Source organism: Eubacterium sp. AF34-35BH, assembly GCF_003477765.1.
Lineage (GTDB): Bacteria > Bacillota > Clostridia > Lachnospirales > Lachnospiraceae > Eubacterium_G.
The window spans coordinates 1-19683 of sequence record NZ_QUDZ01000005.1; the positions used below are offsets into that span (position 1 = coordinate 1).

25 protein-coding genes and 6 tRNA genes are annotated in these 19683 nt (G+C 33.9%); 4 read left to right on the forward strand and 27 right to left on the reverse strand.

Translation table 11 applies throughout. The features are described 5' to 3' along the window. Positions 1-45: 45 nt before the first annotated feature. The 20 genes from DWZ69_RS06670 to DWZ69_RS06760 form a co-directional block, all read right to left on the reverse strand. Positions 46-921: an RHS repeat-associated core domain-containing protein gene (locus DWZ69_RS06670; protein WP_158561095.1), complete on the reverse strand. Its 876-nt coding sequence runs from the start codon at positions 919-921 to the stop codon at positions 46-48. Positions 922-1011: 90 nt separating this feature from the next. Beyond that, positions 1012-1422, reverse strand: coding sequence for a hypothetical protein (locus DWZ69_RS06675; protein WP_117999843.1), 411 nt, complete (start codon positions 1420-1422; stop codon positions 1012-1014). Beyond that, positions 1415-1858, reverse strand: coding sequence for an amidase domain-containing protein (locus DWZ69_RS06680; protein ID WP_158561096.1), 444 nt, complete (start codon positions 1856-1858; stop codon positions 1415-1417). Before DWZ69_RS06680 ends, DWZ69_RS06675 begins: the two co-directional genes overlap by 8 nt. A 158-nt stretch (positions 1859-2016) precedes the next feature. Continuing rightward, on the reverse strand, positions 2017-2199 hold the full coding sequence (locus DWZ69_RS06685; RefSeq protein ID WP_117999845.1) for a hypothetical protein: 183 nt from the start codon (positions 2197-2199) through the stop codon (positions 2017-2019). Positions 2200-2515: 316 nt separating this feature from the next. Continuing rightward, positions 2516-3565 (reverse strand): DUF262 domain-containing protein, encoded by a 1050-nt coding sequence (locus DWZ69_RS06690; RefSeq protein ID WP_117999846.1) that lies wholly within the window; start codon positions 3563-3565, stop codon positions 2516-2518. A 1-nt stretch (position 3566) separates the two neighbouring features. Beyond that, complete coding sequence (locus DWZ69_RS06695) at positions 3567-4154, reverse strand: hypothetical protein (protein ID WP_117999847.1); 588 nt, start codon at positions 4152-4154, stop codon at positions 3567-3569. A 408-nt stretch (positions 4155-4562) separates the two neighbouring features. Continuing rightward, the gene (locus DWZ69_RS06700) at positions 4563-6071 is read right to left on the reverse strand and encodes an RNA-binding domain-containing protein (RefSeq protein ID WP_117999848.1); all 1509 of its coding nucleotides are present in this window, start codon (positions 6069-6071) and stop codon (positions 4563-4565) included. Between the two features lie 241 nt (positions 6072-6312). Further along, positions 6313-6639 carry a helix-turn-helix transcriptional regulator gene (locus DWZ69_RS06705; RefSeq protein ID WP_117999849.1) on the reverse strand — a complete coding sequence of 109 codons (327 nt, stop codon included), beginning with the start codon at positions 6637-6639 and terminating at the stop codon, positions 6313-6315. Positions 6640-6967: 328 nt separating this feature from the next. Further along, positions 6968-7219: a helix-turn-helix transcriptional regulator gene (locus tag DWZ69_RS06710; protein ID WP_117999850.1), complete on the reverse strand. Its 252-nt coding sequence runs from the start codon at positions 7217-7219 to the stop codon at positions 6968-6970. A gap of 420 nt (positions 7220-7639) precedes the next feature. Further along, the gene (locus DWZ69_RS06715) at positions 7640-7906 is read right to left on the reverse strand and encodes a hypothetical protein (protein WP_117999851.1); all 267 of its coding nucleotides are present in this window, start codon (positions 7904-7906) and stop codon (positions 7640-7642) included. Positions 7907-7991: 85 nt separating this feature from the next. Beyond that, entirely contained in the window at positions 7992-8204 is a 213-nt protein-coding gene (locus DWZ69_RS06720; protein WP_147337643.1) for a hypothetical protein, read from the reverse strand. A 277-nt stretch (positions 8205-8481) separates the two neighbouring features. Beyond that, positions 8482-8655 carry a hypothetical protein gene (locus DWZ69_RS12165; protein WP_243002602.1) on the reverse strand — a complete coding sequence of 58 codons (174 nt, stop codon included), beginning with the start codon at positions 8653-8655 and terminating at the stop codon, positions 8482-8484. Positions 8656-8683: 28 nt separating this feature from the next. Then, complete coding sequence (locus DWZ69_RS06725; protein ID WP_117999853.1) at positions 8684-9967, reverse strand: hypothetical protein; 1284 nt, start codon at positions 9965-9967, stop codon at positions 8684-8686. Positions 9968-10244: 277 nt separating this feature from the next. Next, positions 10245-10327: transfer RNA gene (locus DWZ69_RS06730), tRNA-Ser, on the reverse strand. A gap of 99 nt (positions 10328-10426) precedes the next feature. Beyond that, positions 10427-10497: transfer RNA gene (locus DWZ69_RS06735), tRNA-Gln, on the reverse strand. A 5-nt stretch (positions 10498-10502) separates the two neighbouring features. Next, positions 10503-10574 (reverse strand) — tRNA-Gln (locus tag DWZ69_RS06740). 3 nt (positions 10575-10577) lie between these two features. Further along, positions 10578-10650 (reverse strand) — tRNA-Cys (locus DWZ69_RS06745). A gap of 5 nt (positions 10651-10655) precedes the next feature. Next, positions 10656-10737: transfer RNA gene (locus tag DWZ69_RS06750), tRNA-Tyr, on the reverse strand. An 84-nt stretch (positions 10738-10821) separates the two neighbouring features. Further along, a tRNA-Glu gene (locus tag DWZ69_RS06755) sits at positions 10822-10894 on the reverse strand. A 34-nt stretch (positions 10895-10928) separates the two neighbouring features. After that, positions 10929-11183 carry a helix-turn-helix transcriptional regulator gene (locus DWZ69_RS06760; protein ID WP_117999854.1) on the reverse strand — a complete coding sequence of 85 codons (255 nt, stop codon included), beginning with the start codon at positions 11181-11183 and terminating at the stop codon, positions 10929-10931. Between the two features lie 881 nt (positions 11184-12064). Here DWZ69_RS06760 and DWZ69_RS06765 point away from each other — a divergent pair. The 3 genes from DWZ69_RS06765 to DWZ69_RS06770 all read left to right on the forward strand — a co-directional run bounded on the left by DWZ69_RS06765 (position 12065) and on the right by DWZ69_RS06770 (position 13482). Next, on the forward strand, positions 12065-12775 hold the full coding sequence (locus DWZ69_RS06765) for a helix-turn-helix transcriptional regulator (RefSeq protein ID WP_117999855.1): 711 nt from the start codon (positions 12065-12067) through the stop codon (positions 12773-12775). 26 nt (positions 12776-12801) lie between these two features. Further along, positions 12802-12942, forward strand: a complete 141-nt coding sequence (locus DWZ69_RS12065; protein WP_158561097.1) for a hypothetical protein — start codon at positions 12802-12804, stop codon at positions 12940-12942. A gap of 63 nt (positions 12943-13005) precedes the next feature. Beyond that, entirely contained in the window at positions 13006-13482 is a 477-nt protein-coding gene (locus tag DWZ69_RS06770) for a hypothetical protein (protein WP_117999856.1), read from the forward strand. A 129-nt stretch (positions 13483-13611) separates the two neighbouring features. On the opposite strand, the gene DWZ69_RS06775 is transcribed toward DWZ69_RS06770, so the two are convergent. The 6 genes from DWZ69_RS06775 to DWZ69_RS06800 form a co-directional block, all read right to left on the reverse strand. Further along, complete coding sequence (locus DWZ69_RS06775) at positions 13612-14844, reverse strand: plasmid recombination protein (protein WP_118436523.1); 1233 nt, start codon at positions 14842-14844, stop codon at positions 13612-13614. 434 nt (positions 14845-15278) lie between these two features. Continuing rightward, positions 15279-15524, reverse strand: a complete 246-nt coding sequence (locus DWZ69_RS06780; protein WP_243002603.1) for a complexin-2 — start codon at positions 15522-15524, stop codon at positions 15279-15281. A 120-nt stretch (positions 15525-15644) separates the two neighbouring features. Further along, on the reverse strand, positions 15645-16763 hold the full coding sequence (locus DWZ69_RS06785) for an AAA family ATPase (protein WP_117999858.1): 1119 nt from the start codon (positions 16761-16763) through the stop codon (positions 15645-15647). Then, positions 16756-17085 carry a hypothetical protein gene (locus DWZ69_RS06790; protein ID WP_117999859.1) on the reverse strand — a complete coding sequence of 110 codons (330 nt, stop codon included), beginning with the start codon at positions 17083-17085 and terminating at the stop codon, positions 16756-16758. Before DWZ69_RS06790 ends, DWZ69_RS06785 begins: the two co-directional genes overlap by 8 nt. After that, positions 17085-18167, reverse strand: coding sequence for a site-specific integrase (locus DWZ69_RS06795; protein WP_117999860.1), 1083 nt, complete (start codon positions 18165-18167; stop codon positions 17085-17087). The genes DWZ69_RS06790 and DWZ69_RS06795 overlap by 1 nt, the downstream gene beginning before the upstream one ends. Positions 18168-18196: 29 nt before the next feature. Beyond that, positions 18197-18376 (reverse strand): helix-turn-helix domain-containing protein, encoded by a 180-nt coding sequence (locus DWZ69_RS06800; protein WP_021952314.1) that lies wholly within the window; start codon positions 18374-18376, stop codon positions 18197-18199. A gap of 189 nt (positions 18377-18565) precedes the next feature. On the opposite strand from DWZ69_RS06800, the gene DWZ69_RS06805 reads away from it, so the two are divergent. After that, positions 18566-19048: a helix-turn-helix transcriptional regulator gene (locus tag DWZ69_RS06805; protein WP_243002604.1), complete on the forward strand. Its 483-nt coding sequence runs from the start codon at positions 18566-18568 to the stop codon at positions 19046-19048. Positions 19049-19370: 322 nt separating this feature from the next. Here DWZ69_RS06805 and DWZ69_RS06810 read toward each other — a convergent pair whose 3' ends face one another. Beyond that, complete coding sequence (locus tag DWZ69_RS06810) at positions 19371-19553, reverse strand: CopG family transcriptional regulator (protein WP_118436525.1); 183 nt, start codon at positions 19551-19553, stop codon at positions 19371-19373. Between the last annotated feature and the right edge of the window lie 130 nt (positions 19554-19683).

Sequence of the window (19683 nt, forward strand, 5' to 3'; positions counted from 1 at the left end):
CAGATATTAAAACCTGTTACGCAATAAAAGTCTAACTTTTTGGGGTCACATCATATATCCAAATTGTGTGGCTTTTTTATATAAATTAACTGCCCACTCATATGAAAGTGTTATTTTCTGTGAGTTTAATGCTCTTGCCACACCAATAAATTTGCCTGAATCCATGGAAAGGGTAAATGGATTTATTCCTAAAAGTTTCATTATCGAATAAAACGAACTTGATCCTATCTTTGCCGTCATTTTAAAAACAACATCTGGATACATTTTTAAATATGATGCAACACTTTTTGCTAGCAAACTTCCTGCAAGCCAACCGATTGCAGCTCCTCCAACGGCAATAGCTGATCTAAGTGCCCAATACTTCCAATTTTTCTTTTTTACAACATTATATGCTACCCAACCACCAAAATGCCAACCTGCAATGCCAAATATAACTGCAAATACAACATTTATTAGTGCTTCACCTGTCTTATCCTGATAAACTACAGGGTTACTGTCACAATACGAATATAAATTAAATCCGAACACTGTTCCACTAATCCCAAGATTGCATATGCTGTCTGCATTTATAAATCTTCCCACCTCTGCATCGTAATATCTGCTCTGCAGATAATAAAGATTTGTATCGCTTTCAGTATCAGTGTAACTTCTGTCATAGTAGTATCCTCTGTACAATACATGATTTAACTCAAAGGGAACCTCATATCCTTCATAACAGAAACTCTTTTCTGTATCTGTGATGACATTTCCCCATGCATCATATGTATATGAAGCAATCTCTGCTCCTCTGGCATCAAGCAGACCTGTCACATCTCCCTGCAGGTTCTTTTCATAATAGATTCTTGTGTTTTTTAATGTTTCGTTTATCTCACTTAACTGGCTGTATTCAAAGCCGATAACATTATTAGCTGAATCATACATGTACCAGATGTCATAACTCTTGAAACGGTATATTATTACCGTTTCAAAAGTCATATTTATGTAGATTATATATTTTAGATTAAATTAAATTTAATCTAAATCTGTCACACTCCCTTCTTCATCTAAATAAATTCCAATTTGTGTAATATATATATTGACTCCAACAATTTTGAAATAACATTTATAATATACTTCTTTTTTCCCTTCACTAGTTTCAAGATAAACAGCTACTTTAACATGTTTATTAATCCAGTTTTCATTGTCATATGAACATTCTACTGATTTTACTATGTGATTTTTATCATCCCAATATATGTTATTTAGGATTTTTTTACTATCTTCTTCAGAAATATATTTGCTATTACAATTTTCAGTCAAAATTGTTTTAGTAAAAATATCTCCTATTTGATCTAAATAGAAAAATCTTACAGGATATATAATAACTATTGTTATTATTGATATTATTAATAACGTAACACATATTATCTTTTTTTTATTCATACAAACTTCCTCTCTCCTTTATGTGGCATATCTCAACATGATCGTAATAATCCCCTTGTAACGGTTCTCGAAGGTCCTTATTAAAACGACTGTCTGAATGTGCAGCATAATTAATTTTATCTGCTGTTACCGAAGAAATTATGGCTGTATGAGAATAATGTTTCTTTTTACTGGAATAAAAATATATCATATCACCAACTTTTGGATGAAATCTATTTATATAGTTTTTCATTTGCTGTTTTGTTACTTTTTTTACAATTTTAAATGATTTATTACTAAAGTATTTTTTTACATACTTTCTTTGTTCCACAACCGTTGTCCAACTCTTTGTGTATGCGAATCCAATTTCCTGTATACAAGGCATATAATACCAATTACTGGTCATGTTAATCCCTCCAGTCCACAAGCACTGTGATGCAAAATTTGCATTATTCAAACTCCGATTTTCCTGACGTATTACGCACTGTAATCACTTTAAAATCGGCAATTTATATAATCGAATTTGTTTACATTTATTTGTATTGTTGTGATTAATCGCTTAAGTGGTAGCCAATTGGTAGCCACCTAAACTTCTTTAATTAAATTTGTCTATATTTATTGTTCATCTTCTTCCTGGTTTTCAAGTATCTTGTATAACCCACTTTTCAGAACGTCGGACATATTTAGTGAATGTCTTTCGGCATACATAGTAAGTCTTTTGTGTTCGTCATCTGTAAGTCTTACAGCAACAATGCGCTCCTTGGCATTGTCGGATTTTGGTCTTCCCATCTTTGCCATATGTATACCTCCTTTGGTTATAGTATAGTTTATGTTTAACAATAAGTCAAAGGTTATTTGTAGAAGTACCTGATTTATTATTACATTTATTATTACAAATTATTACTCTTATTAATCCTATAATACATTGCACTGTTACTTTATTATTTTCCAATTGAATATTGTTGTCTACTTTTTCCAAATATCCCATAGTATATTCTTGATATATTTTAACCTTACTCTAAGGATATATAATATTAAAAATATGCGAATGCTTAGAACAATTTAAATTAATTTTTACTATATTATCATTTTTATTAGCTAATAACTATTATAGTTAGATCTTTATTTTGCCTTCAATTACATCACTTAAAATCTTCACCCTCCTTATTCTATTTGCTTTTGCTCGTGTTCCTTCTTGAAATAGTTCTCTATACTCCATCGAAATTTTGTCATAACTATTTTCATATTTACTATAAAACTCAATAATGTTTTTTATTTGTTCGCCTGACATATTTTTATATTTTAACAATATTTTGTATATAGCTATAAAAATAGTATATAAATGTGTATTTTTCCTTACAAATTTTGCAAACTCTCCGCTTTCATCTTTTGCAACTATTTTATCCATCTGATTAAGTATACATTCTACATTTGTTTTATCTTCCTCTGCTTCATCATACTGGTCATTATACATGTCGTACATCTGATTAATTCCAGACTGTGTTATTTCTGATTCTATTCCTTTTCTTAAAAATATTAATAGACTACTTATAAATTCTACATCACCCATTCTTCTTAATGCGTCTGCACTAAATACCCTATATTTCTGCCAAAAATCAAACCGAGCAATTTCCATCGCATTTTTTATAAATAAGCCATCATACTCTGCATTTCGTAATTCCTGCGGATTAAGTGACTTATCCGTTGAATTTAATCTTAGAAACAAATTAACAATATCTTCTCTTTTAACGTCTTGCAAAATTTTCCTTAATGATAAACTATATCCCCAAATGTTTTCTTTTTCTGTTGGCGTCAATTCTGAAAAATATTTTCCTGAATAATTTGCATTTTTCTCACTCAAATATGCTTTATTCAATTTAAAATCACCATTTAAAAAACTCACTATTGCTCCAATTCTCTGTTGTCCATCGACAATACTAAATTTAGTGTCCCCTGTATCGGGATTAGTTCCAACTTTCCAAATATATATTTCTGGAATTACATATCCCATCAAAATCGTTTCTATTAATCTTATCTGATGCTTCTTTAGCCATACATATCTTCTCTGAAAACTATCATCAACGTACAAATTTCCATTATTAAATTCTGTGGCTATCCACTTTATTGTTTGATTCTCATATTTTATCATATCATTTATTATCATATTATTTCTCCTGTATTATTTTTTTTGCTTTAGCAATGCTTGACATATAATAATCTTTTGCAGCATCCCACGATTCAAATATTCTATAATGTATATCATTTTCAATTTCAAAATCTAATTGTAAATCTTTTTCAAAACCTTGCGTTTTTTTTAGCCATTTCAAATATTCTGGATTTGTCTTAGAAAATCCATCAAATATAATATATTTTCTAAAAATACTAAAACATACTTTATTAAAATATGGCGTTCTTATTTCAGCGTACGAATCTTTTCGATAAGAATCCCAAAAAAGGTAAAAATATTTCTGCGAAATTACAATTATATCTATATCAGATTCATCATTAAATGCCCTAAAATTTTTTTTTGGATTTAAACTAAAACCCAGTTTTGCACTTCCTGCTACTGCGATATCATTATAGTGTACTCCTAATTTATTTGAAATAAACATCTTAAATCTGTCATACTCTTCAAACCAATTATATCCATATTTGTTTCTAAAATACCATATATCACCACTAATAATATATTTATTATATATTGCCTCTACAGACAATTTCTGTATATCTTCTTTATATTCTTCATTATCCATATTTAATACCTATGCTTTTGTAAACAAATAATTATCGTATATAATTAAAATATATTTATTCTCTATAATACTTTCTTTGTAATTTTCTCACAAACTAATTAGTTCCATATCTACTAATTTATTCAATAACTATCTTGTTCTCGGTTCATTTAATCCTATTTTATTTGCAACCTATTCTGTGCTATATCCTACATTTATATCCATCTTTTCTAAAATCTGCTTATGTATAATTATCGCGAACCTCAACCATGCATTATCACAATATTCATACATGTTTAGCAAACTTTTCAATCTCTCCATAAATTATAATCACGAGATTATCACGAGATTATCACGAGACAAATTTCCTTTATTATAAAGGAATTCTGGCCATTTTTTATATTTTTTCACAAGATTTACACGAGATTTTTAACGAAATACTTTTTTAATAGTATCCATAGCCATCTGTAATTGTGTTAAATATTCTACACTTTCCATCTCAACTATATATCTTGTTGACGAACCATTACCAATCTTTCTAACTAAGTTTTCACTTTCTAAGCTCTGAATGCATTTTCTTACATTGTATTCCGTCATTCCTAAAGTTTCCTTTATTTTATTCACAGATTGAGGTTTCGCACTTTTGACTATAATGCGATATACGTTCTTTTGATCTTCCGTCAAATTCGGATATGAATCCACTAAATCCAAATTCCAAACCTTTAATTCCGTACGTTCTATATTAGTTGTTATTTCTGGCATTCTGAAATCATTTTTCTTTGCATTTTTATATATTAGAGGTCCTCCAAATCCTTGTCTTTCAGATGCTCCTAAAAGTCTAAGTAACTTCATTATAACTTCATTTCTTGGTCTTGAATCTCCACCTATTGCGAATTGCTTTGTTGAAACCAACATTTTTCCCGGATTGATAAAACTAAACCAACCATCATACGCATCAACTTTTGTTGACGGATATCCTTGAATATAATCTGCATGTGCAATGCAGTTAACTAAACACTCTCTTAACGTTTCATCAAAATCAGATATTGGAATTCTTAGTTGCTCGTTATCTAAACTAAATGATTCCTGCAACAACATTTTCATTTTTTCATATACAATTGAATAAAAATTGTATAGATTCATTTCATAGTCACTAGGCTCATCATCAGTTACTCTGTCAATCCATCTGGGATTATTTCCACGTCTGTTAAAAAAATCCACATGATATCGAGGATATAATTCTTTTATCGAATTACATTTTCCCAAAAACAAAACCGTTCCCTTTTTTATCTTTAACTCATTTGTATTTCTGTCAACGAAACAAGCTCCAATTTCAGTCAGAAATTTCTCGTTATTCATTTCGTTATATCTCTTCTTTGGATATCTTTTATGAACTTTTTCTTTGTATGAAATTATAGAATCATAATCCAAGTCATCCATTGTAAACCGTTCAGCTGCCAAACTATCCTGACATGGTTGAGCATTTCTTATTAGGCTAGCTAATTCTTCTTTAGTAACCTTTCTGTCTCCATCACCGGTTCGTATCCACGAATTTTCTATTTTATTATCTATATACACAGGCTTCACCATTTCCGGAACTTCTTTTACATTTATTATAATTACAATATTCCCATCTATATCATATGTATTCACATCATCATTATTTATATTTCTGTAACTTACCTTATTTGTATTGGAAAGTTGGTCCCATAAACTTGTTAAAGTCTTTTCAACATTCTTAACACCACAAATAATATTTTTCGGTTTTGCCTCTTCAACTCCCAGTATTATCATTCCTCCGCATGTGTTACAGAAAGAAGAATATGTCTCCCAAAATGCTTTTGGTAACTCTGCTGCCTTCTTTAATTCAATAACATGTTTTTCATGCACGTTAAGTAAAAATTCCTTTAGTTTTGCTTTATCTGTTTTAGTATTCAATGTTAAATCTCCTCTTATTTATGCTTCCGTTTATAATTCATATACTTAATATGCTTATTTTACCATATATTGCAAATAATATATAATCAATTTTATACATTATTGCAATGAAGGATAATTTTACAGCATACAAAAGACCTCCAGGTCTACACCTGAAGGTCCTCTGAGAAATAAATAGGAAGAATCTATTCAAATATGATATGAATTGACGAACGATAATCAACGCATACCGTCTATTTGTCTAATTAGTTGTTTCCTGCTCTTTTATCTGATTTATCATTGCTCCAAATAATACTGAAAGTTTTGACTTCATTTCGAATGGCAATTCATTCAATGCTTCATCTACAGAAGCCACAGTGTTTTTTACTCCCAATATTGTATTAGGGTCTGTTTCCAGTGTATCTGCAATTTTAAATAGTAGCTCTATGCTCATGTTTTGTGCGCCACCCTCTATCTGATAAATATGCGACTGACTTGTTTTTGTTCTATATGCCAGCTCAAAAACTGATATATTCTTCTTAATTCTTATTTCTCTAATCTTATTTCCAATCTCAAATTTCTTATCCATAATGTACTCTCCTGTAATATCCTTAATGCATGCTGCACCACGTCTGGTGCATTTAAGATTGATTAAACAACGCCAAAAGTCAATCCAAACGTTTCTTTCCTCTGACCGTCATCAGTATATGCAAAGGCAACCAATATGCCTTCCGGTATTGCAAACTATTTCAGATTCACAGTGCATTACTGCAACTGGCTCATAGCAAATTTCCGGATTTACCATGTCTGATATAGTAGAAACTTCTCACACGCTTTTGAAAGGCGGTGAGTTCTTTCTTGAACCTCCTTTATCTTAACCCAACTTTAAGTTGATTAAGAGGGAGTGGTACTCCCCCCTATTCATCTTTGTTTTCAGCTTCTACTACTACGCAATTTCTACCGGTAATAAGATAATCGACAGTTGTGTTAAGCTCTTCTGCAATCATAAGCAATGTATCAATACTTGCTCCGTTTCTGCCTCTCTCAATCTGCTTGTAACCATCAAGACTGATACCAAGTGCCTCTGACATTGTCTCCTGCGTGTGTCCACACGCTCTTCTTAATTCCTTCATTCTCTTTCCACTTTCTTTAACATCGTAATATAACATAACTTAATCTTTTCTGGGAAAGACCAGAAAGGTCATATGTTCTGCACCTGATAACGAAAATACAGAGTTGGTTCCATTTGAAGGAACAAGTCCTTCAAATACAGTTCGAAACAAAGTTTCTCACTGTCCTTGCACCCGCCAAGTACTATTTTGTGCAAGCACAAATATTACCGGCAGGTTTGTGCATCAAAAAAGAGACGCTAAGGGAAAACCAGTAAGTTAATAACTTCTGACTGATTTTTCCCCTGCGTCTCTGGTGCTCCTACAGTTACCAAGAAACCAAAGGTAACTGCATGCCCTTATCAGGTGGACCTATTTACTTTTCTATATGTCAGAAATACTATACAATATTTCTGACAATTAATTCGTTCTTATAGCTATGATTCTTGACTGGCAATCATCACACGGAACTTTGCGTAATTACCATTCATAAGCATAAGGAGAATGAAATCCTTTTCTCTCTTGTGTAATTTTCTTCTGTGTTGCGGCCCGGTGGGAACTCCACACGGACTCTGCTTCTTCTTTCGTCGCATACAGCTTGGACTCTTTAAGTCTGAGAGAACCTTGTCTATCAGTAAAACAAATCTGATAAAATCCCCCGGCTATACCGACGATTACCACCTCTTTTGCATACAGCCCACATTCAACTATATACACGTGGTCTCCAATCTTAAATCTGTTCTTCAATTTTCTCTCCTCTAACATAGTTAAATCTTGAAAATTCCATCTTTCCCGTTGCTTACAATCATATCCTGTGTAAATTTCTTAAGGTCTAATATTCTCTTCCTTCACCGAGATTATCTTTGAATTCGTTCTGAACTCTCTCTTTAAATTCTTCGTAATTCATAAAATGTGTCCTCCTAACAAATTCTTTTTCTGATAAGAAAGCTTCGCTTTCCAACAGCAACCTCAATTCCGCTTCGCTACATTTCGGTGTCTGTTGACCATCACATGCCATAGACATTCCGTATGCTAGCCTACTCATGTCTATGTCGCGTGATGGCTTATCACGCAAAAACGCCAAGAGTATGACTCACGTCTGAGTCATTTCTTGGCGTTTAATATTTTTCTTTTTTGATTTTATCAGCTCCGGTTCTGATACAACTATGATAACACGCTTTTACGAATTCTCCTAAAAGTGGCACGGACAAGTTTGGCTGTTTTTGTGGGGTAGGAGGGACAAGTTTTGCATTGTCACAATGGCAATAAAAAAGGAGCCAAGACATTAAATCTTGACTCCCTAACCATACGTTAGTTTTCTTTTACCAATCATATTCATCGTCATCATCCCAGCCTGACACCATATGTATTTCTCCTGTGTCCAGATCAAGAGCCATATTATCAGACATTCTGCTCATCATATGACCATCTGAATCAAATCCAGTATCTCCGCTTCCAAAGATAAAATCGCCATCTTCTAAATCAAAAATACTCATGCCGTTCCACCTCCTGCGCTCGTTTTTCCTATTCATGTTTACCTAATTCAATAATATTTTTTACCAATCCATTTAATTCGTTTATCTTTTCAGCAATTTCAGTGTCCTTTGATTTACAACCCACCGAGATAATATTAGTTAGCATTCCTTCAAATTTTCTTTTATCCGGACTGTAATGATAAGAAAGCATTCCATCATCTTCTTTATAATATAATCCCTGCTTAGCCCAATACTCAGCCTCACGATGACGTTGTTCTTTATATTCTTTGATTAACTCATCGTCATCCTTATCGTTAAACATAGCCGTTCTTTCTCGATAAAGAATATCTGTATATTCGTCTAATTGCTGTTTCAATTGCTCCAAAGCATCCCTGTTATGCTTAATAGCTTTATCTAATACACTTCCAACCATTGGATTTTTATTTTTAATCATAATTGCAACAACTCTATTCAAATACGGAAACATAAAAGTGTGTTCTCTTTTATTAATGTCCTCAATTACGAATTCTTCTGTATAATAGTCAATTATTTTTTCATCCGCATTTGCTATTGTTTCAATCAACTCATCATCCCTTTGCTCTTCTAACCACTCCCCACGGTTATCGAATATAGTTAAGTTATATATTGCTGGATTGATTCTTGCCTTTAATTCTTCCAAACATTCATAATCATGATTTTCAATAGCTAAAGTTATAGCTTTTGTCCTTAATCGTTCTTCATATACTAAACTTTCAGGTACTCCTAATCTGTGTGCTATCGGCCAAATATCGTTATATCCAATCTCTCGTCTTTTAATGTCAGTCGACAGACCAAAAGTAAATTCTCTCTCCCACTTACTATTATCCACAAAATTAAGATGCCCTGTTTTCATCAGATACTTAATGAAATCATAGTTATGAAATTCGAGAGCATAATCAACCACAGATTTACCATATTCATCATAATTTAAAAACAGTTTATCCTCTCGGTTCATATATGATTCCCAGACTTTTTTATCCTTTGAGAATGCCACTTCATAATTTGTAATATGACTTTTTACCGGCTTATAACATTTACCGGCACTAAGAATCTGTTCACAGGACACGTCTAGAAGTTCACAGAATATTGGGAGATCATAAGTCTGAACTGTTCCCTCTCCTCTTGTTATTGCAGATATTTTAGTGGTGAATTTTTCTAGTAATGCTTCATCTACTTTACCATCGCGCATCTCAAGAAACGCCTTGCAAAATTGTCTCTGAGATTTATACTTATCTAATATTAATTTTTTCAGATATTTTCCTGTCTTTTTCTTATTATCTTCAACCTTAAACATCGCTTTCTCCTGTTTATTTATTATCGGCTTATCTTCATACTACATCTTTTTTTCAAGAAGCGATACCCCCAAATTTCCATACATAAAATATGGTGAAATCATATGTCTTAAATCATGTATGGTTTTACCATATATAATTTATTATAACAAACGTTATTATGGGCTTTTATTCACATACTAAAAATAGCTTTTTTGCTGTCATGATGACAACAAAAAGGAGCCAAACAATCCGTCTGACTCTGCAAAATCTAAATATATTTTTCTTTTTTAGTAGCAACGGAAAGAGAGGGGCTCGAACCCCCAATACATTTCTGTACGACACATTAGCAATGTGCTGCCTTACCATTGGGCCATCTTTCCAAAATTCAAGAACGCTTCAGCGTTCTTGCTGCGAAATGTGCATTTCTGCAATCCTCACGGAGCTTATATCAAATGGGAGCCATCTCCCATTTGATATAACTGCCTCTGCAGGATTTGAACCTACCCTTCAGAGTCAAAATCTGATGTTATACCAAATAAACTAAGAGACAATCAACTGCCCCTGCAGGACTTGAACCCGCTCCACCAGAGTCAGAATCTGGCGTTCTACCAAATAAACTAAAGGGCAATAAGCACATAGTAGGATTCGAACCTACGCCTCACAGAGTTGCAGTCTGTTGTCTTTCCAACTTGGCTATATGTGCAAAAGTGGGCAGGGTTGGACTCGAACCAACGTAGACCGAAGTCGGTGGATTTACAGTCCGCTGCAATTGCCACTATGCGATCTACCCATAAAATGACTCCTTTGATATTCGAACTCAACATTTACAGCTTGAGAGACTGTCGTCCTAACCTTTTAGACGAAGGAGCCATAATGATCTCCGCCGGACTCGAACCGAGCATCTCAGCCTTGAAAGGGCTGCGTCCTAACCTTTAGACTAGGGAACCTTGCACAGACTCATTTATCTGAGTCTGCATTTTTTCATGCACCTATTTGCATGTTCGTTTTATTATCAATAACGATAATGTCGTCAATAGGTACGTTAAATATTGCTGCCAACACGATCAAATTATCCAGTGTTGGCATTGCAGCACCATTCTGCCATTTGTATATTGCATTTGGAGTTGCAAATCCAAGCATCATCTGTAAATCTTTGACAGGTAATCCTGCTTTCTTTCTTAAATCCATGATTCTTATTCCTGTACCAACTGTATCTATTGTGGGTAATGTAAACATCTTTATTTCCTCCATTCAAACTTGCTAATCAATTCTCCGGCGGCATAAAATGCTTACTATTTTTGCAAAAAAAACAGCCAGGATGCCCATTTTTCCTAGCTGTTTGCACTAAAAAAGGACTCCTTAAAACTGTCTTAGTTTTAAAGAATCCTTTATTTATGGGGCTTTACTGCATATTGACTTCACGTTTTAAAGCCTATATGTCTCAAAGCCTTTATTTATCGGAGTATTTGAACATATGTTCGGCTACTCAAACTCGGCTTGTACCGGGTTCGACTTAAACATGTTTGTTTAAGTTTTGTGTGTTTTTATCTGTTAACTTACCTATATTATATTATTTGTATTATCCTTCTGATTTCGTGTTGCCATAGTGTTGCCACGAGGGTATTATAACATAAGTTATCTCTTATTTCATTAAGTTATTTTTATTATCTTCAATTTGGTTTATTTTTTGCCACTAATCAATATACTTTCTTACTTTCTCTATCTTCTCTTGTTTTACAACGTACAGAAATCCTTGCAAAATATTTTTAATTTTTTACACTTCAGATAAAAAATTAATAGATACTCTCGAAGGTAAATGCTTCAAAATAATTTGAATCTCTCCTAATATTTATGATATTATAAATTGCAAATGTATAGAATTTACATACGAAAAATACAAGAGAAACGCCTAAAATAGGCAAGATGCTACTGTGAGTTGCGCAAATTCCAACTTTAAATGGTTGAGGATTTTCATTTTTTCACTAAAATTTGTAACAGTACATTTACTCATATCAAAATTTATAGATTGCGAGATAGGGGGTGCTCACTTTTTAAGCAATTTGGTAGCTTGAGTTATTGTACTATACAAAAAACAAGAAGGAGAGGAGATATAAATAATGACGTTTTCTAGTAAATTGCAAAAATTAAGAAAGGATAATAACTTGTCGCAAGAGCAACTAGCTTCTGAGTTATGTGTATCCAGACAAGCCATCTCAAAATGGGAACTGGGAACCCTACCGGATATTAATAATTTAGTAAAGATAAGCAATTTTTTTGATTGCTCTTTAGATTATCTTATGAATGATGATAAGGAAGACCAATTTGAGGAGGAGTTTAGTAACGAACACAATAAGATTGCAAATAATAAAAATGTAGGCACAAAATCCACTGCAATCAAAAGGCATCTCAAATTCATATTGCCTGGATCTGGAATGACTGTTTCGATCATTTTCCTTATACTAATAAAATTAATATCAACATTTTTTCCAACTCCCATTGCCAGACAGGCAGAATCTGGAACCTGGTATACAGGTTTTATAGGGTTCATCGATTATTATAATTTGTATGGAATTGTTAATATAGCATTGCTTTTGTTTATGTTATCATTTACATTTTTTTCTTTTTTTATTGTTAAAAAGAAAAATAAATCCAAGAAAAATATCTTATTAACCTTAATTGGATATGCAATGATTATGATATTTTGCATAAAATCATTATATGAAATAAATACAAAACCTTTTGTTTCACTGAATTTTTTAGAAATCGTTATATCAATTATTTATATCGCGTGTGCAATACTTTTATTCTCTCGGGAAATTAAAGATTGATAACAAATAACAGGAGGTAAAACACTATGAAGAAATTATTAAGCTTAATTACAATTTGTATGATTACTACATTATGTATTTCTATTAATTCATCCGCAGCTACATTTGGAGATAATTTGACTTATGACAAAGTTAGAAATGCTGAAATAGCTACAAAAACAAATTAATTTTTCCAGGAAGGAACTATACATATTACAAATAAACAGGAAATAAAAGAATACCAAGAATCAATGGGATTGAAATACGATCCAGATGTAATAGAAATATACAGACATATCGATGTTCCTAACGAAAATGCTATGATACAAACATTATATTTTGGTGATGATTATTGTATAAAAAACAAAAAAGTAACTAGAAAAACAGATAAAAGTAATGTCTTAAGACAATATAAAAGACCTGCTGGAAAAGTAAAAATTTCAGAAAGCGTTAGCATAAGTAACACATTTTCTGCATCTGGTGGAGTTACATCAAAAATATTAAACGCACAGTTGGGATACAACGTTACCAAAACAAATAAATTTAGTATAAGTTGGAGTAATACTTACAAATATCCTGTAACAATAAAAATATACCCTATTTACTCTATTACAACTGGAGAAGTATGGGAAAAAGATTTATTTTTTGATGACCACGTAGGAAATTTCACTGCTAAAAAAGCAATCGGAGACGATATTGTCGTTAAGCAACGAAAAACAAAAAAATAAATCTTTATACTTAACTAACTTAAGAATCAATCATATTCCAATATGATTGATTCTTTTTAGTACATAGTATTGGTTATACTAATTTTTGTGTCTGATATCTAACTATATATTTTTATACTATCACATACGTTACCTGCTTCTAACATTTCTCTTATAATTTTCCTCACCCATTTCAATTACCTTATTGTAATCCTCCCTCTTCAGGAATTTCTTAAAATATCCAAGTTTTTTCCTGTCATTATACAGTCCGTCAATCTCTTTTTCCTGCTCATCAATGCTTTCTCTTAGTCTGCTATTTTGTTTCCTTAGCATTTCATTTACTTCAAGTTGTTCATTATATTTTTCTGTCAGTTCCTTAAGTTGCGCAAAACATCCCTTTGCAAATTTAACCACATTTTTAAATGCATCATACATTTTATCTATAAATGGAATGACAATCCTTTCCCGATAATTCTTGGCAGACATGATTTCCTTTGGATTGTCCGGTCCTTTTCTAATCATGGTTTCAAGTTTTTTCACATTTTTTCCTAAGTCAGCCACATTTTCAACTATTTTTAATTCCTCATACATGTCTGCTAATTCTTTTTCAGCCGCTATCTGCTTAATCATCGTTTCCTTAAGTTCCTGTTCAGATTCAGCATTTTCCCTGGCTAACTGATTTGCTTTTTTTGTTTCTGCCAGAGTTTTATATTCTGCAACTTGTAAATCATTATTTCTGCCCTTTTCTTTTCCTTTCAGGAACTCTCCAATCCATGTGAATGACCTGTCCTCTGCATATTCTCTTATTCTGCCCTGCAGTACTTTTTCAAGAAATTCCTTTGTGCATACCTTTCTCTTTGACACTTGCCTTGACATTCCCTTTTTAAATCCGTCAGCTACGGGAACTGCCACCACGTGCATGTGTGGGCTTGCCTCATCATAATGTATTACTGCATTTGCCACAACAAGATTTGGTGCTTCCTTCTGTAACATATTAAGCATTTCCTTAAATGCAACATCCATCCTTCTTCGCTTGTCAGGATTCTTATCCCAGAACTCCTTGTCTCCTATCTGAAAAATAAGTTCCACTGCCATGTCCTTGTTTGACTTTGCTGTCTTTTCAAAATAATCATCAATCTTTCTGTCATCCCTTGTCTGCTTTTTGTTATATTCCCTGACTGCTTCGTCAAACTGTTCCTTATATACTTTTTTTACATCCTGCACTAATTTATCCGTACCCCATAAAATTACAATGTTCTCCTTATCGTATTCCAAGGAGCGGTACTTTCGTAAATTGTGCTTTGCAACACCTGAGAGTTTTGCCTTGCTGTTAATGGCACTGTTCTTCTGACTCAGGTGCGCTGAATATGATAATCCTGCCATAATCTCACTCCTTTTTTCTTTTATTGTTTTGATACGTGCGGTGACACCTGCACGTTGTTAGTCTTTAGTTGTCTGCCCTAGGCATATTGAAAACGGGTGGTTCTTTTCAATTTGGCTCTGCCATAATTGATAACCCCCTAGCAGTTCTGTCATAGACACAACTGCGGGGGCTCTGCCGAGGGCTTATATAGCTGCTATCAATGCTTTACTCATAACCTGTCAAATGGCATTTAGTGGTTGCTGTAATTGTAATGGCAGCTATATTATGTTTAACCTCGGGACTCCGGGTCCCGCGGTTCTTAGTGACATGATGTCACTAACTTTTAACTGTAACCAATCCTTTTTGGTTCTCCCTGATTATTCTTTAACCTGCAAGTGTCACTTGCAGGTATTGATATTATCAACGGGAAATCTAATTATGTTGCAAGCTGTTACTACCATCTAAAGTCCCAGTGCATTCCAACGGCTTCAAGATATTTCTGTCTGTACTCTTCCCTCTCTTCTTTTGTAGGTGCCATTTTACTTTTTGTGTAATCCTCGTGCCTTGACATCTTGCTTAGTTTTTCTTCCAATTCAGAAATTATAAGATTATTAATTTCTTCATTATTTTTTATGTCTAATACATGATACTTAATCAAAGCCATCATTAATTCATTGCTTATCATTCTGTTTTTGCTCATTTTCAAACCTCACTGTTTTGTAATCAATCTTGTTCCGTGTCGATGCGTGACGGTTGTGACGATGATTTACGTACCATAAAACATCGTCACCATCGACACCATCGACACCATCGTCACGCTTTACTCTTTTTCATATTCCAATGTTATGATTCTGCCATCGTGACAACGCTTATTGTCATACCTGATGCCATAATCCTCATACAGCCTTCCTGCCTTAATGTTTAACTGTCTGGTCAGCTGATTCGGAACTAAATTAATCTCCGGTATCTTGTCCATCAGTTCACTTGCTGTTCCCTGAAAACATCCTGCTTCCATCAGATATGTATTAACAGCAGAAAGTACTTTGTCTTCCGGCTCTTTCCACAGCTCTGTTTCAGCCTTTTCAAATTTCCACAAACACAACTTGGGGTCAAACTTAAGATAAAGTTTCTGGTCCTGTTGGTCTCTTCCTGTTATGTCAACGGTAGCCTTTAGGTCAGTTCTTTTTTCCTTCTGCATGATGAAAGCTCCGTCAGCTGCACCAAGCAGTCCGTTTGTTCCCGATATCATTTCAAAGGCATCTGATGAATCCATCTTTCTTGTGTGATGAACCACCAGAATGCAAATGTTATGTTCATCAGCAAAGTGTTTTAGCTTTGTAATGATGTCATAATCGTTTGCGTAACTGAATTTATCTCCACTTATTTCCTTGATTTTCTGAAGTGTGTCAATTATTACAAGTCTTGTATCAGCATGCGCCACAAGAAACTCTTTAAGCTGTTCTTCCAGACCTTCATTGAGATTTTTGGAACGTGTGGCGAAGTAAAAATGCTCTGCCACATCAATTCCAAACATTCTTGAAAGTCTCTGTTGAAGTCTTGCATAATCATCTTCTAGTGCCAGATACAGCACTGTTCCCTGATTGGTCTTATGCCCCCAAAGGTCAATTCCTGCACTTACACAGAAACCTATTTCAGCCATTAAGAACGACTTTCCAACCTTTGGTGCACCGACAAACAGATACACTCCGTTGTAAATCAAATCCTCAACCAAGGGCTTCTTAATGGGATATACCGTGTCATAAAGTTCTTCCATTGATACTGTTTCCAGATTTTCACCCACCGGGGTACCGGTGGATTGCAAATTGCGGACACAATTATTATCTGTTATACTGTTACTGTGTTTGGTAACACTTGGTGACTGCCCGTTATCTGCTCCAACAGATACATTAAGGGTAGTCACTGTTGTTTTATTATTCATTATTCTTATCCTCCTTCATTCCGTTCATGGTAATGCCGATTAGTTCAATTACCTCTAACAAAACATCATCAACCTCACCTGCACCTGTAATTCTTTTTAACTCCTCGTACACGTCATTAAGTCTGTTTTTTAAGGCAATGTAAACCTTTGGATTTCCATTTACCACAATTTCCTTTTCACACAGCCTGCGGATAATGTATTCCTGCTTTGTCAGTCCTGACAGGGCAACCCTGTCATCAATGATCCTTGCCTCTTCCTCAGAAACCCTGAAGGCTACTATCTTCTTTCTCCAACGACCGTGACTGTCCAATGATTTTTCCATTATTCCTGACTCCTTTCCTCTTCAAGTTTTCTTGCCATTTCATCCTGCTTGTTTGGATACATGTGAGCATATTTGTAAGTAATGCTGATTGCTTCATGCCCTACCCTTTCAGCTATGTCAAGTGCTGAAAATCCTCTGTCCATAAGCAGTGAAATGTGTGAATGTCTAAGGGCGTGTATGTTGATTCTCTTAATTCCTGCCTTCTTGGAGCCTCTTGTGATTTCGTGTCCAAGATACCCTTTTGACTTAAAGAAAAGTCTCTGGTCAGGCTTCAGGTCATAAAAGCATTTCATGTAATCCTTAATCTCATCTGCCAGAAACTGTGGAATCTTCACCACCCTGTTACTCTTTTTTGTCTTTGGAGAAGTAATGATTTCACGCCCCTTTACCTTCTGATAATTCTTGTTGATTCTCATTGTGTTATTTTCAAAATCAAAGTCTGCCGGAGTAAGTGCCAGTAGTTCTCCTTCCCTAACACCTGTCCAATACAATACTTCAAATGCATAAAACGATAATGGCTTGTCCATGACTGCTTCCGAAAACTTCAGGTATTCTTCCTTTGTCCAGATTTCCACTTCCTTTTCAACGTCATTTTTCATTGTTCCAACTATTGCTGCAGGATTTGTGGATAGCCCATAATATCTTTTTGCAAAATTAAATATTGCGCTAAGCTGTGCGTGAATTGTTCTTAAGTAACCTGATGAATAAGGCTCTCCCTTTTCATCCCTGTAATTAAGCAGTTCATTCTGCCACTCCATTACATCCTTTGGTTTAATCTCATCCATTCTTCTGTCCTTAAAGTAAGGAAGGATTTTATCTCTTGCCACATATGATTTTGTCTCAAAGGTGGTTTCCTTTACCCTTGCCTTCTTGTCCCTTTCGTAGATTTCATAAAAACTTCCAAATGTCATATTCAATTGTCCGTTTTCGGCTTTCTTCTTATTTTCAAGCCAAAACTCCGCTTCTCTTTTTGTATTGAAGCCTCTTTTCTGTGTCTGTCTTCTTTTTCCGGTAAAGTCAGTATAGCGATAAACAGCTCTCCATTTTTTCTTATTATTTGCCATGTAAGAATAAACGCTCATGTTCATCACCTTCCTTTAATAAATATTTTCTAATCACCGCTGTACATTACTTTTTTTCTGAAATAAGAAGTACAGACACGTCCTGCTACCGTGATGATGCCTTTTTCTTCCAGTTCCTTATTAAGCTGTCTTACAATCTTGTAAGCCTTGGACTTTGAAACAGAAAGTTCTTCGGCAACATCGTCGACTGTCATAAAGTTCTTTTCCATGTTTTTTTCCTCCTGTATTATATTTCTTAAACATATTTGTTTAAGATAATGTGCATTATATTAAACTTTTTAGTTTAAGTCAATAGAAGAATTAACTTTTTTTGTTTAAGTTTTTCTTGATATACATTTTTACCTATGTTATACTGACCATAGCGAATTTGTTTAAGTTATCCCACATTGGGAATTTTTATGTTAATTTGGAGGTTTGTTATGGCAATTGGTGAAAGAATTAGAACTTTTCGCAAGCGTAAAGGTTTAACTCAAAAGGAATTGGGAGTTCAGTTAGGTTTTAAGGAAAGTACTGCTGATATCCGCATGGCTCAATATGAAGCAGAGAAACGTGTTCCCAAGGACGATTTGATTGAAACTCTTTCTTCCATTTTGGAAGTTTCTCCTGCGGCCATTAATGTTCCTGACATTGATACTCATGTGGGAATTATGCAGCTTCTGTTCACTCTTGAAGATATTTATGGTATATCCGTCAGACAGGAAGGAAGTCATGTTACCCTTGACTTAGGTGCCATCCACGACGCTTTAGGTCATGAGGCAAAGTCCTGGGCAAAGATGAAGTCCAAGCTTGATGCCGGAGAAATCTCCAAGAAAGAATACGATAATTGGAGATACAACTATCCGGCTAATACTCACGGATATCATAAACTAATTGATTTATAAAAGAGCATAAAAAAACCTTACTGACTCCTCAAAATCAGTAAGGTTTTTTCATTTATACATATGGGTAAATTGTTTTAGTGTTGCCATATCGTTGCCACGATATAATCACTACCTCTCACAATGCCCATAAATAAAGGCTTTGTGGGATTTTTGTGTCTATTCAAACTCCGATTTTCCTGACGTATTACGCACTGTAATCACTTTAAAATCGGCAATTTATATAATCGAATTTGTTTACATTTATTTGTATTGTTGTGATTAATCGCTTAAGTGGTAGCCAATTGGTAGCCACCTAAACTTCTTTAATTAAATTTGTCTATATTTATTGTTCATCTTCTTCCTGGTTTTCAAGTATCTTGTATAACCCACTTTTCAGAACGTCGGACATATTTAGTGAATGTCTTTCGGCATACATAGTAAGTCTTTTGTGCTCATCATCAGTAAGCCTTACAGCAACAATTTTATCTTTGTTATTGTCTGATTTTGGTCTTCCCATCTTTGACATATGCATACCTCCTATGTTGCTATTATATTTTTTGTTTAACAAAAAGTCAAGCTTATATTTGTTTTCTTCTTACCTGTTTTGTTTCTCATCCTGAACTGGATAATGGTTTAAAAACTCATAAAGTATTTGT